This is a genomic window from Labrenzia sp. ATLA3 (genome assembly GCF_057180185.1).
On sequence record NZ_JBXUKV010000004.1, the window covers coordinates 137,923 to 150,400 of the forward strand.

Annotated in this window: 12 protein-coding genes; 6 read left to right on the forward strand and 6 right to left on the reverse strand. The window is 57.3% G+C overall.

The window, feature by feature from the left end; all coding sequences use genetic code 11:
- Positions 1-3: 3 nt before the first annotated feature.
- The 3 genes from AC2A6O_RS12065 to AC2A6O_RS12075 are packed head-to-tail and all read right to left on the reverse strand — an operon-like array spanning position 4 to position 3,190.
- Entirely contained in the window at positions 4-381 is a 378-nt protein-coding gene (locus AC2A6O_RS12065; protein ID WP_148586472.1) for a Na+/H+ antiporter subunit C, read from the reverse strand.
- Positions 381-800, reverse strand: a complete 420-nt coding sequence (locus AC2A6O_RS12070; RefSeq protein WP_148586471.1) for a Na(+)/H(+) antiporter subunit B — start codon at positions 798-800, stop codon at positions 381-383. Before AC2A6O_RS12070 ends, AC2A6O_RS12065 begins: the two co-directional genes overlap by 1 nt.
- Positions 800-3,190: a putative monovalent cation/H+ antiporter subunit A gene (locus AC2A6O_RS12075; protein ID WP_498927280.1), complete on the reverse strand. Its 2,391-nt coding sequence runs from the start codon at positions 3,188-3,190 to the stop codon at positions 800-802. Before AC2A6O_RS12075 ends, AC2A6O_RS12070 begins: the two co-directional genes overlap by 1 nt.
- Positions 3,191-3,637: 447 nt before the next feature.
- On the opposite strand from AC2A6O_RS12075, the gene AC2A6O_RS12080 reads away from it, so the two are divergent.
- The 3 genes from AC2A6O_RS12080 (at position 3,638) to AC2A6O_RS12090 (ending at position 6,132) form a co-directional block, all read left to right on the forward strand.
- Positions 3,638-4,585, forward strand: a complete 948-nt coding sequence (locus tag AC2A6O_RS12080; RefSeq protein ID WP_498927282.1) for a GGDEF domain-containing protein — start codon at positions 3,638-3,640, stop codon at positions 4,583-4,585.
- Between the two features lie 156 nt (positions 4,586-4,741).
- Positions 4,742-5,191 (forward strand): peptide-methionine (R)-S-oxide reductase MsrB, encoded by a 450-nt coding sequence (gene msrB / locus AC2A6O_RS12085; RefSeq protein WP_498927284.1) that lies wholly within the window; start codon positions 4,742-4,744, stop codon positions 5,189-5,191.
- Between the two features lie 242 nt (positions 5,192-5,433).
- Positions 5,434-6,132, forward strand: a complete 699-nt coding sequence (locus tag AC2A6O_RS12090) for a substrate-binding periplasmic protein (protein WP_498927286.1) — start codon at positions 5,434-5,436, stop codon at positions 6,130-6,132.
- Between the two features lie 65 nt (positions 6,133-6,197).
- Here the strand turns inward: AC2A6O_RS12090 and AC2A6O_RS12095 are convergent, their stop codons facing one another.
- Positions 6,198-6,632 (reverse strand): winged helix-turn-helix transcriptional regulator, encoded by a 435-nt coding sequence (locus AC2A6O_RS12095; protein WP_498927288.1) that lies wholly within the window; start codon positions 6,630-6,632, stop codon positions 6,198-6,200.
- Between the two features lie 140 nt (positions 6,633-6,772).
- On the opposite strand from AC2A6O_RS12095, the gene AC2A6O_RS12100 reads away from it, so the two are divergent.
- A complete protein-coding gene (locus AC2A6O_RS12100) occupies positions 6,773-7,630 on the forward strand; it encodes an SDR family oxidoreductase (protein WP_498927290.1) in 858 nt (285 codons plus the stop codon).
- A gap of 152 nt (positions 7,631-7,782) precedes the next feature.
- Complete coding sequence (locus AC2A6O_RS12105) at positions 7,783-9,018, forward strand: MFS transporter (protein ID WP_498927292.1); 1,236 nt, start codon at positions 7,783-7,785, stop codon at positions 9,016-9,018.
- A gap of 37 nt (positions 9,019-9,055) precedes the next feature.
- Here AC2A6O_RS12105 and AC2A6O_RS12110 read toward each other — a convergent pair whose 3' ends face one another.
- Complete coding sequence (locus AC2A6O_RS12110; RefSeq protein WP_148586463.1) at positions 9,056-9,646, reverse strand: hypothetical protein; 591 nt, start codon at positions 9,644-9,646, stop codon at positions 9,056-9,058.
- Between AC2A6O_RS12110 and AC2A6O_RS12115 the strand changes: the two genes are divergently transcribed.
- Positions 9,645-9,899, forward strand: coding sequence for a hypothetical protein (locus AC2A6O_RS12115; RefSeq protein ID WP_498927294.1), 255 nt, complete (start codon positions 9,645-9,647; stop codon positions 9,897-9,899). The two genes, AC2A6O_RS12110 and AC2A6O_RS12115, sit on opposite strands and share 2 nt — an antisense overlap.
- Before the next feature lie 30 nt (positions 9,900-9,929).
- Here the strand turns inward: AC2A6O_RS12115 and AC2A6O_RS12120 are convergent, their stop codons facing one another.
- The gene (locus AC2A6O_RS12120) at positions 9,930-12,125 is read right to left on the reverse strand and encodes a M10 family metallopeptidase C-terminal domain-containing protein (RefSeq protein WP_498927296.1); all 2,196 of its coding nucleotides are present in this window, start codon (positions 12,123-12,125) and stop codon (positions 9,930-9,932) included.
- Positions 12,126-12,478 lie beyond the last annotated feature (353 nt).

Here is a 12,478-nt window from a genome sequence, read left to right on the forward strand (position 1 = left end):
AGCTTAGTACCCTTGCGGCGGAGTTTGGTCGTGTTCGGGTTCGGCGATGCGCATCTCGTCCACTTCGTCGGTGCCCAGTTCCTGGTAGGCCCGGAAGGCCAGAACCAGAAGGAAGGCAAAGAACGAGAAGGAAATAACGATGGCTGTCAGCACCAGCGCCTGCGGCAGGGGATTGGCCGTCGCCGTTTCCGGAGCATAAAGATGATCGGGAATGAGCGGCGGCACCTCGCGCGTCAGGCGCCCGTTTGTAAAGATCAGCAAGTTCACGGCATTGCCCAGAATGGCGATGCCAAGAAGAATACGCACCAGCTGCTTGGAGAGCATCAGGTAGACGGCCACGGTAAAGAACATGCCAATCAGGATGACGACGCCACTTTCCATCAGTCGGCCTCCCTTTCTTCAAGCGCCAGCGCAATGGAGCCGATTGCTCCGACCACCACCAGATAAACGCCAATGTCGAAGAACAACGGCGTGGACAGAGCGACCTCCACACCAAACACGTGAACTTCCAGCCACTGACTGGTCATGAATGCCTGAGCCTTGAAGATCGACGGCAGACCAGCCAGGGCCGACAGGAACAGCCCGAAACCTGAAACTCCCATCGGGTGGAAGACAATGGCGCGGCGCACGGAGGCAACACCGCAGGCGATACCGAAGATCGCGAGCGCCGATGCGGCGATCAGACCGCCGATAAACCCGCCCCCCGGCTCGTTATGGCCGCGCAAAAGCACGAAAATCGAGAACAGGACCATCAGCGCGGACAGATAGGGCGCAATGGTGCGGAAGATGATCGTACGCATCAGCGAACCTCCCCTGTCTGGGCGGGTGTGGGATGGGAAACCGTCTTGGGCTTCTCGATGGGTTTTTCAGGCTTGGTGCGCACCCGGATCAACGCCAGCACACACAGACCCGCCAGCACCACAACGGCAATTTCACCCAACGTATCGAAGCCGCGGAAGTCGACGATGATTACGTTGACGATATTGCGCCCATGGGCGATGGAACGGCTGAACTGCGCGAAGAAGTCAGACAAGCGGGTATCGAAAGGCTGCTGCGTGATGGCCAGGAGCGTCATCGTCAGGCCGAGACCGACACCGATGGCGACAATGCCACTGACAACCGCCGCGAGGCCATGCCGGTGATCGCTGGGTGACAGGTTCAGCCTTGTCATGACCAGTGCCAGAATGACGACCGACAGGGTTTCCACCATGAACTGGGTGAACGACAGATCAGGCGCCCCGAACATCATGAAGATCAGCGCAACCGCAAACCCCTGGATACCCAGCGAAACGATGGCCGTCAGGCGGGTATTGGCGACCAGAACCGCGATGAGACCAAAGAAGGCGATCAGCAGGATACCCCATTCATAGAAGCGGTAGTCCGGCATCTTCGGCATCGCCGGCAGGCTGTCCGTCAGGAAGCCGGGCACCAGCACCGCGAGCCCCGTGAAGATGAAGGTCAGGATCATGTAGGTGTGCATCTTGCCGGACTGCAGCACGCGCGTGATACGCCAGGACAATCCGACTGTGCTGGCCACGAACTGATCGAACCCCTTGTCCGGGCCCCAGCCTATCGCCGTGAGCGCGCTGCCGATCACGCCGCGCAGACGGTCGATCTGCGTGAACAGTGCAACGCCAAGACCAATGGTGACCAGAGAAAGCAGAAGCGGTGCGTTGATCGATGTCGGCCACAAATGAAGTTCCACCTGCGTCGTCTCTCCGACCAGGGAAGACAGGGTTGGCGCGATCAGGAGTTCACCGCTGGTATGTGCGATCAGGGCCAGCCCAAGACCGGTCACCGAGAGGAACACGGGACCGGCAAACAGCAGCACAGGTCCTTCGTGCGCATGTTTCGGCGTTTCCACCTTCGGACCGAAGAACGGCTTGATGACGACCGCGGCTGCGATCACCAGCATCAGGGCATTGCCGACAACGGCCGTGACGGTGATCGGCAGGCCGAGCTCCAGCCAGCCCCAGGTGCCGTAGTAAAGCACTTCCTTGGCGATAAAGCCGATAAACGGCGGCAAGCCGGCCATGGAAAGCGATGCAAGGCAGGCCGCCACGAAAGTGATCGGCATCGCCGACCGCAGGCCGCCGAGCTTCCTGATGTCACGGGTTCCCGCTTCATGATCGATCGTGCCGGCCACCATGAAGAGTGCGCCCTTGAAGAGAGAATGCGCTAGCAGATAGAGGACCGCACCTTCCAGCGCCTTTTCCTGACTGGTGCCGGTCAACATGACCAGAAGACCCAGCGAGGCAACCGTCGTATAGGCGAGCATCAGCTTCAGGTCGGTTTGGCGCACCGCCAGGATCGTGCCGACCAGCAGCGTCACACCACCGAATAGCGGCAGAACCGTCGTCCACAGTTCCGTTCCGCCCAGCAGCGGGTGCATGCGCATCAGCAGGTAAACACCAGCCTTCACCATCGTTGCCGAATGCAGATAGGCGGACACAGGCGTCGGCGCTTCCATGGCGTTGGGCAGCCAGAAATGGAACGGGAACTGTGCGGACTTGGTGAAGGCACCGCCCAGAACAAGGAAAAAGATCGGCACGTAGAGCGTGGTGTCCTTGATGATATCCGGTGACGACAAGAGCACCGACATCTCGATCTCGCCCGTGGCCGAGATGATCAGGATGAACCCGGCCAGCAGCGCCAGACCGCCGCCCCCCGTGACCACAAGCGCCTGAAGCGCGGCCCGCCGTGACGCGGCGCGCAGGTGATCGAAACCGATCAGCAGGAAGGACGTGATCGAGGTCAGTTCCCAGAAAATGAACAGGGAGATCAAGTTGTTGCCGAGCACAAGGCCGAGCATCGACCCCATGAACATGAACAGAAACGAAAAGAACCGGCCCTGTTGCGGATGGCCTTTGAGGTAGCCTCCAGCGTACAGGATGATGAACGTTCCGATACCGGAAATCAGCAGAGCGAACAGCGTCGACAACCCGTCAACGTAGACGGAGAAATTCACGCCATAGCTGGGAGCCCAGGCCATTGCCGCAACGAAGCTTTCCCCTTTCGACACAGGTTCGACGAACCCGGTGAAATGGAGGAAGATCAGTGCTGGTACGATTGCCAGCACCCAGGCCGCATTGTGTTTGAACCAGCGGGTCAGAAAAGGCGCAACCACAGCCGCAGCAAAGGGTGCGAGGACGGCAAAGAGAGTGGTGTCGTCGATCAATGCTGGCGTCATGCTGATCTTTCGTCACGGTTTAAAAGAAACGACGGAAACGGGCTTTCTCGAATCAGCCCCGATCCGCCGGATAATAACGGCCCCGAAGGTATATGACATGTCTTAGGTAGTCGAAATTACGTGTTCAAGCGTATGCCGGTCGTTTTTCAGTGAATTCCCCCGCGTCACATGCGCGCTTTTGTCAGGGGTTGGACTGGCGAGCCAGCTTCTTGTGCATTTTGTCTGTGCTGAAAACGCGTCGACTTGAAAAGCCGCAGGCTCCGCGTGCGCAATACAGCTCACACCAAGGACCTTCAGAAAAAATCACCTTCGTCTACACCTGGGACAGGCAGCTTGCCACTTGATTTCAAAGCGTGAATACCGTTCAGTTCCAGTTAGGGAATGCATTGCCACGAAAATCGAGCGAGGCAAGGAAAGATGGTGTCGGGCAGCAATCGGGACACGCCTTTGGCGACGGACCTTCTCCATCCGTCTGGCATCGACTTTGAAACGCTCGTCAAACTGGGCAATGAGGCCATTGTTCTGATCGGTTTCGATGGAACCCCCACCTTCATTTCGCCGGCCGCCGAGCGGCTGTTCGGGTGGAGTGCGGAGAAACTGGCCGACCATCTGAGCGATCTTGTCTATCTGGCCACTCCGGATGCAGACGCGGACCATTTACACCGGATCCTGTGCGGTAGCGGCGATGCACAGTCTCCCCTTCCCCATGCAGAACTTCAGCTCCGTTCCGCCTTCGGCTCTTTGGTCTGGGCGGAGGTGAGCACCCATTTGTTACGGGACAGTCGCGGAGCGGCTTACGCTTTCGCCGTCTATTTCCGAAGCATTGCCAAGCGCAAGGAGCTGGAAAGCCGTCTGGATGCGGCAACGCAGACCGACCCGCTTACCGGCCTGCTGAACAGACGCGCCTTTGAAGAAGGCCTGAAGCGGGAATGGGCGATTGCCCTTCGTGAAAAGACCCACACCAGCCTGATCAAGGTCTCGCTCGACAGGTTCGAAGCACTAGCGGAGCATTTCGGGCCGGGCGCCGCGGAGGAGTGCCTGACGAAAGTCGCGGAAACCCTGAAGGAAACCGCGCGCCGGCCGGCGGATATCGCCGCCCGAACCGCAACGGCGGAATTTTCTCTTCTTCTGCCCAGAACCCACCAGATGGGCGCCGAGACCATCAGCGCCTATCTTCACTTGGCAATCCAGGATCTGGGCATTCCCAATCCGGACAACACGGCAGGCAATGGCGTCATGACAGCATCGGTTGGTGCAGCCTGCGCGGTTGTCGAACAGACCGGCATTTCGGAAAGTTCCGAACTGATCCTCGCCGCCGCAGAGAGCTGCGTTTTTCAGGCACGCCAGGAAGGTGGCAATCGCGTGAAGTCAGTGTTGCACCACCTCACCCGTTAGAAGCGGGCTGGCGTTGAGCGGCGCAAAAAGGCTTTGCCTCGGCAACACCAGCCCCGCAGACACCGTGACCGATTGGCGAAACCTTTATCTGCTGCCGCTTGCAGCCAACGGTGTGCGGGCCTATTTCTCGGAAAAACACAATACAAGGAATCCAGAATGACCGACGAGACCACTCGCCAGCATCAAGCGTCTCCAAGCGTCAAGAAAACCACTGCGGAATGGATGGAGCAGCTTACACCCGAGCAGTTCTATGTTACCCGGCAATCCGGCACCGAGCGCCCCTTTACCGGCCCCTATTGGGACAACAAGCTCATCGGCCGCTACGACTGTGTCTGCTGCGGAGCGCCGCTGTTCATGTCAGACACGAAATTCGATTCCGGGTGCGGATGGCCCAGCTTCTTCGAGGCAGTCAGTCCGGATGCGATACGGGAAATCGAAGACCGTTCGCATGGCATGATCCGGACCGAAATTCGCTGCAGCAGCTGTGACGCGCACCTGGGACACGTCTTCCCGGACGGGCCGCCACCCACAGGCCTGCGTTATTGCCTCAACGGCCATGCGATGAATTTCGTTCACGGTGGCAGGCTGTCCGCAAAAGCCGAATAGCCACTTTACGTTCCGCCAGCCCTGAGTGATCGGCCCGCAATGACGAGCCATAATGATCTCCGGGCGGGCGGAATTAATACATGCATTGAATAATATTTTTAAGAACAGTCGCAGATTTTACATTTCAGTCACACCCCAATGCTAATAACTACATCAAAGCTTTAAGAACTCCGGGGTAGCTCTTGTCTGTATTGCGAAGGTTTTCCAGAACACTTTCTCGCGCGCTGGTTGTCTACCTGGGATTGGGACTTCTAACTCCGCTGATACTGTCTTCGACAGCGAACTCGGAGGAAATTATCGCGTTTACTGGTTACCTGCCTCCGCTTTCCATAAATGAAGAAGAGAAAGGGATCGCGGTTGAGCTGATGGAACTTGTTGCCGAAGAAGCCGGGCTTGATATCAAGATCAGGTTCGCGCCCTGGAGGCGAGCACAGATTCTTGCAGAAAACACTCCCGGCTCCCTTCTCTTCACCGCCGCCTATTCCAAGAAGCGCAAGGAAAAATTCGAGTATATCGCGCCGCTCCTTTATACGGAAAGCGCGCTCGTAACCCTCGATGAACCCCTCGATACATTTGAGAAGGCAATTGAGAGCGGCAAGGTGATCGGCGTTCATCTCGGCAGCCAACGGAGCCAGATTCTGCGGCGTTTCGGATTTCGCAACGTGGAGGAAATCCCAAGCGCCGAGCAGATAAGTGCCATGCTTAAAAACGGCCGTATCGATGCCTGGTACACAATGTCCGTCCGGGCAAGCTACATGTTCAAGAAACAGGGCTATGATCCGAAAACCCTGGTGATCGGGGCCCCGGTCACTCACGGAATTCAGTGGCTTGCGGCCAACAACGATCTCGATCCGCAGATCAAGGGCCGACTGTCCGCTGCCATCTCCAAAGTGTGGCGGGATCCGAGATACTGGCAGATTGTCGACCGGTACTCGCACTGACAGCGCCCGTAAACCCGTACGCACCTGCGCAAGACCTCTGACCGCACGGGCCTATGGCCCATTTGCTATTCCACAGCCTCTGCTTGGCTCTGATGAGGCCTGGCAGACAGAATTCTGGTGGTATTGACCTCTATCCAGTCGGCAAAATCGCGCACCTTCGTGGCAGCTTCCCTGCCGATGGGTGTCAGGCTGTAATCGACATGGGGCGGCACTACCGGATGGGAATACCGGTTGACGAACCCGTCCGCCTCCAGGGTCTGCAGTGTCTGCGCCAGCATCTTTTCACTGACACCGCCCACAGTCCGGCGGATTTCCGAAAACCGCCTATCTTTTTCCAGAAGTGCAATCAGCACCAGCACGCCCCAACGGCTGGTCAGATGACGCAGGATCTCGCGGGACGGACAGTTCTGGTTGAGCAATTCCCCCTTCTGTATCAGTTCGGACAAGGGCGCGCCGCTGTTGAGCATGCACCTGGGTCCGGTTTCGGCTGTGTCGGTCATCGTGAGGTCCATCTTTTTGATGCGAGATTGGAAGAATCTCATAACTAACCTTTTTGTACGTACTAACAAAAAGTTAGTTATACGTCTACATGGGGAGCATCCGCAGGATTTCAAACGATCAACCATCAAGGAGAAATAAGATGATCGCAGTCACGGGTGCCAATGGCCAACTCGGCCGTCTCGTCCTCAAACATCTGACGAACCTGACCGCGCAGCCGGTTCGCGCCCTCGTCCGCTCCCCGGAAAAAGCTGCTGACCTTGCCAGTGATCAGGTTGCTGTTGTGAAGGCGGATTATGACGAAAGCATCACTCTGCCCGCCGCCCTGGAAGGTGTTGAGCGTCTTCTGTTTATTTCCGGTTCGGAAGTCGGCAAGCGTCTCCCGCAGCACAAGGCCGTCATCGACGCGGCAAAGGAAGCCGGCGTCCGCTTCATCGTCTACACCAGCCTGCTCAACGTGCCGCAGTCCAGCCTTCTTCTGGGCGAGGAACACAAGGAGACGGAAAAGCTTCTGAGTGAAAGCGGCATTGCCCACGCCGTGCTGCGCAATGGCTGGTATGTCGAGAATTTCGGCGGCACCATCGCAGCCGCCCTTGCACACGGTGCCGTTGTCGGCGCAAGCGGTGACGGCAAGTTTTCTGCGGCCGGTCGCGAAGACTATGCAGAAGCCGCGGCCCGGACGGTTTCCGGCAGCGATCTCACCACCAGGGCTCTGGAACTTGGTGGTTCATCCGCTTTCAGTCTTGCCGACCTTGCAGCCGAACTTTCCAGCCAGTCAGGTCGCGAAATCCCGTTCAACAATCTTCCGGAAGCCACCTATGCCAGCATTCTCGTACAGGCCGGCCTGCCTGAAGGTTTCGCCAAGGTTCTCGCAGATGCCGACAGAGGCGCTTCTGAAGGCGACCTTTTCACGGCCTCCACGGCTCTGGAAGACCTGAATGTCCATCCGGCCCGTTCCCTGAGCGACTTTGTGGCAGAAAGCCTGAAAGCGAACGCGTAAGCTCCCGATAAAAGACAGCTCCGGCACGAAGGCAGCCTTGCCGCCTTCGTGCACTTATCTGAATTTGTGGTCGGTCGCTTCAAGGATATTTGTTGGTCGCCGGCTGGCGAACCTGTTACCCAGTAAGTTCTTCACTTTCCCGGTAACCGATCATGTCTCTCGCGACCGCATCTGATCCATACGCCCAGGACGGGCCCTACGCCTGGTTCCGGCTGGCGATATCGATCCTGCTGAGCACCCTGGGGGGCGCAGGCATGTGGGCGGTCATCATCGTTCTGCCCGCCGTCCAGACGGATTTCGGTGTCGACCGGGCCGACGCCTCCCTGCCCTATACCGCCACGATGTTCGGTTTCGCCGCCGGCAACTATCTGCTGGGCCGCTTCGTGGACCGCTATGGCATCGTCCTGCCGGTCATAGGCTCCGCCGTGTCACTTGCCGCAGGTTTCGTGCTGGCCGCTCTTGCACCGGATGTCTGGTCGTTCACTCTGGCTCAGGGTGTCCTGATCGGTCTGGGCACCGCGGCCACCTTCGGACCTCTGATTGCCGATATTTCGCATTGGTTCGTGAAGCGGCGCGGCTTCGCCGTCGCCTGCGCCGCGTGCGGCAATTATCTTGCCGGTGTGCTCTGGCCATCCCTGATCCAGTGGAGCCTTGCCACATCCGACTGGCGCCAGACATACATCCTCATCGGTGTCATCTGCCTTGTGGCGATGGTGCCACTGGCCCTGTTGCTGCGCAGGCCTCCGCCGGACAGGTCCCAGAGCACCGGCACGGCAACCGCTCGTTTCGGACAGCAGGACACCGGACTGCCGCCAGCCGTCTTGCAAGGACTTCTGGTGGTTGCCGGGCTTGCCTGCTGTGTCGCCATGTCCATGCCTCAGGTCCATATCGTCGCCTATTGCGTCGATCTGGGATATGGCGTTGCGCCCGGGGCGGACATGATCGCCCTGATGACCGGTGCCGGTGTCGTCAGCCGGCTCACATCCGGCTACATCGCCGACAAGATCGGCGGGGTCATGACGCTGCTGATCGGCTCCGTTCTGCAATGCGCGGCGCTGTTTCTTTTCATTCCGTTCAACGGGCTGGCGTCGCTTTACCTGGTGTCGCTCATCTTCGGCCTCTCACAAGGCGGCATCGTGCCCAGCTATGCGGTGATCGTGCGCGAATATCTGCCGGCTCACGAGGCGGGGCAGCGGGTCGGTCTGGTGATCATGTCGACCATTCTGGGAATGGCCCTCGGCGGGTGGCTGTCCGGTTGGATCTACGACCTCACCGGTTCCTACCAGGCCGCATTCCTGAACGGAATCGCCTGGAACTTCCTCAACATGGCAGTGATGATCTTCATCTTCATGCGCGGCAAGATGCGGCCGACGAACGCCGCTGCCTGAGGTCATTGCCCGATGGCAAGCACCAACGGCGAGCCCGTTACTTCAAGACGCTGAAATTGCTGGTAATCAGCCAGATCTGCGACAGCAGGACAACGCTGACCAGACCAATATGATAGACGGTATGCCGGATCCTCGTCGCAGCAAGAAGCAGCACGATGATTATGATCTGGCGCACCAGATACGCGGTTCCCAGATCGTTGAAATAGTCGATCCCCTTCAGCCGGGAATCCACGATATCGAGCGAGAACATCAGGGCAAGCAAGCCGTAGATCCAGGTTTTTCTGGCGTAAAAATAGTCCTTGTAGTTGGCGTATTCTTCCATCTTGTCCGGGTAAAGCACCGCGGTGATGAAGAAGTAGAGCGCGGCGAAGGCGATGACGAAGAAATAGCTCTCGAACGTCCAGACCTGAATGCGGCCAAGCGCAAATTCAAACCACCAGAAGTGAACGACGGACAGCAGCATGAACAGCGACCAGCCCAGATGCACGCTGTAGATCTCTTCCTGCCGCGGGTGCTGCACGTATCGCGCAAGACCATTCAGCAGACGCGCAACGCCCAGCCCGATCACCATGCCGATGATAATCCGGATATGAGCGAATTCCGCGAGATTAATGGGAAGTCTGTCCATGGGTACGCCGCATCTGGTCTATGTCCGGCAACACTATACCAATACCGCCCGATTCGAGATCACTCCCATGGAAACAGTCCGGATCTCCCATAGCAAGCGCTTCGCCTTTACCGGACAAACCGGCCTTTATCGGTTCACCACCCAGGCGATGCAGCTTGTCCGGACAACAGTTCAGGCCATAGACTCATCAAGTCGCGTCCAAGTCCTTGTAGATGCGCGTTTGACATCGGCTATCTATCTCAAGGCAGAGTGAGGGATTGAGACGCCCCTTTGGCAGCAGCGGCTAGATGAGATCGAAATCGTCCACCTGCAATATTGTGCCATCGGAAAATTCAAACGATTCTATGTAGATCCCGAGATCATTGAACGAAACTTCGTTGCCGTCGTCTCCCCAGGACAGCAGCAAATGGTCTGCATATCCAACCGACGCTTCGATGTCCGATGGTTTCAGGTCCTGGAAAATGACGGTGTCCGTCCCGCGACCGTCAAACTCGCGGATTATCGTATGGCCGCAGTCGGAAGAAATAAGATAGGTGTCGTCGCCAAAGTCCCCCTGACAGGTTTGGCTGCCGAAGGAGGACGGCCCGGGGGCGAGGATGTCGTCGCCTGCACCGGCAAGCAGGCTGTCGGCGCCGTCACCTCCGAATAACATGTCGTTGCCAGCGCTGCTTTGCAGATTATCGCGTCCACCACCGCCATGCATCCAGTAGTCGACCGTTGGATCATTGCCGATTACGCGATCATCTTTCTCAGCACCCTGGAACTGCTCAAAGCCGTACCTGGACAAAGCGACTGTGTTGAACTTCGATCCCTCCTCAATGATCAGCTTGTCTATCCCAGGGCCGCCAATGTTTATGGGTCTATGTCTGTCCCAGAAGACATCGCCGCTGGAATAGTAGATCGTGTCGTTTCCGTCTTCACCGCGGAGCTCGTCGTGGCCCCAGATGCCACCGCGCAGCAAATCGTCACCCGCACCACCATGAAGTATGTCGTGACCGTCGCCGCCAAGAAGCGTGTCGTTTCCTGCATTGCCTTGAAGGAAATCATCACCGCCGCCGCCATGCATCCAGTAGTCGACGGAGCCATCGTTTCCCTCAACTCGGTCGTCCAGTTCCGCACCTTGAAACTGCTCGAAACCGTACAGGGAAAGTCCGGCGGTATTGAATTTCGAACCAGCGGTTATGATCAGCTTGTCGATGCCTTCGCCGCCAACGTCTCTGGGGACGCCATCTGTCCAGAACAGATCATCATCGTCGTAACGCACATGATCGTCACCGGGGCCTGCCCACACCGTGTCTCGTCCGGCCCAGCCGCTCAGAACGTCATCCCCTTTGCCACCGATAAGCGTATCATCTCCCTCATATCCCACCAAGTGATTGCCAGCATCGTTGCCAATAAGCGTGTCATCGCCCTGCCCGCCGTAAGCTCTCTCGATGATGGTTCCGCGTGCGATGAGCAAATTTCCGCTACCGCCGGCGACGCTGGAAATGCTTTCAGGTCGAAGATCGATCCACTGGTCGGCAGTAATGCCATCGAAGACGCTGTTACCGATAAAGTTGAGGAGATCCGATCCGCCGGTATCGAAGATCGTCACCGCCGCATCGGAAGGAATTTCGACGAAAGCCGGCGATGGATAACCGCCAGGGTTTGTTCCATACATCGTGAAATCCGGATAGCTGTTGTCCGGCACGCCATATAAGTCCTGGATTGCGATGATATCCGCAATCATCGGCGTCATCGGATACGCAAAACTGGCGTCTACCGAAGTGTTGGCGGTCTGACTGAAAGAAGACATGACCGAGGATTGCCAGGAATCGTTGGCGTAGTGATTGTCGACGCCATAAGTGGCCGAGTTGTCATAGTTTCCTGCAAGGCCAAGACCGAGCGCCTGACCTATTTTCTGAAGATAGGTAAAGTATGAGAAGCCCGGTATCGCATTGCCATCGTCACTCAGCATGGAGGCCGGTACATTGACGAAAGAGGACAGTATCGTTCCGCCATTTGCTGACGAAGTTACGTAAGGACCGCTGTCTTCGTCGTCAAAGGTGATGTCGGCTCCACTTGAGACGAAGCTGAATTTGAGCCCGGAAACAACGGTCCAGGCATTCAGCGCGCTTCTTGCCAGCGCCTGCCCCTCATCGGTCAGTCCGGTAAGATCTGCCGTGACCTCGTCACCTGCCCGCGCATCAAAAGACCGACGTGAACTGCCGAGTTCATTCCAGTACCCATCCGTGAGCTGTTCGGCAATCTGGTCGTTGGTAAAGACCGGCAGTTGGGTTGCCGTGGCAGTACCGTGGAACCCGGTATAAGCCACGTTCGAACTACTTGCCGGCGTGAAGCCGGAAAGGCAGGGATCCGACATCCCGTCCGCGAAACCCAGACTGCTGCCGTCTTGCCCCCGGCTGTCGTCGTCGCAACTGAACCCGGAGACATAGGGGAAATCCTGGTATCTGCCGGTGGCGGCACAAAGATCACACATATCTGTCCTCGTTGAGTTCTCTGCTTGGATGAAACAAACCGATGATCGGGCGCCGGCGTCCGGACATAAGGGAGATCACACGCTGCCAGCACTGCGCCGCCAGAGAGGCTGTTTAGCGAAGTTATTTCGGTACACGCATCGTTTACCGAAAAATGTATTCGTGATTTTCAATCGGAAGATTAGTCATCACTCAAGAATTATTCAATAAAAACTTGAGTATTTAAATTACTATTTAAATACATCTAAGAAAAAATCAAATTCATTCGATTTTAATTCGAAATAATTCACCTTCTCTATTTATCTAAAGGCATCAATTTCACAAAGCCGCAGCCAAGTCGGCTGCCGTTTTATTC

Bases quoted from the DNA above. Each gene is read 5' to 3' on its own strand.
- AC2A6O_RS12065 (WP_148586472.1), bottom strand. From the start codon at position 381: ATGGAAAGTGGCGTCGTCATCCTGATTGGCATGTTCTTTACCGTGGCC.
- AC2A6O_RS12070 (WP_148586471.1), bottom strand. From the start codon at position 800: ATGCGTACGATCATCTTCCGCACCATTGCGCCCTATCTGTCCGCGCTG.
- AC2A6O_RS12075 (WP_498927280.1), bottom strand. From the start codon at position 3,190: ATGACGCCAGCATTGATCGACGACACCACTCTCTTTGCCGTCCTCGCA.
- msrB (WP_498927284.1), top strand. From the start codon at position 4,742: ATGACCGACGAGACCACTCGCCAGCATCAAGCGTCTCCAAGCGTCAAG.
- AC2A6O_RS12095 (WP_498927288.1), bottom strand. From the start codon at position 6,632: ATGACCGACACAGCCGAAACCGGACCCAGGTGCATGCTCAACAGCGGC.
- AC2A6O_RS12100 (WP_498927290.1), top strand. From the start codon at position 6,773: ATGATCGCAGTCACGGGTGCCAATGGCCAACTCGGCCGTCTCGTCCTC.
- AC2A6O_RS12105 (WP_498927292.1), top strand. From the start codon at position 7,783: ATGTCTCTCGCGACCGCATCTGATCCATACGCCCAGGACGGGCCCTAC.
- AC2A6O_RS12115 (WP_498927294.1), top strand. From the start codon at position 9,645: ATGGGTACGCCGCATCTGGTCTATGTCCGGCAACACTATACCAATACC.
- AC2A6O_RS12110 (WP_148586463.1), bottom strand. From the start codon at position 9,646: ATGGACAGACTTCCCATTAATCTCGCGGAATTCGCTCATATCCGGATT.
- AC2A6O_RS12120 (WP_498927296.1), bottom strand. From the start codon at position 12,125: ATGTGTGATCTTTGTGCCGCCACCGGCAGATACCAGGATTTCCCCTAT.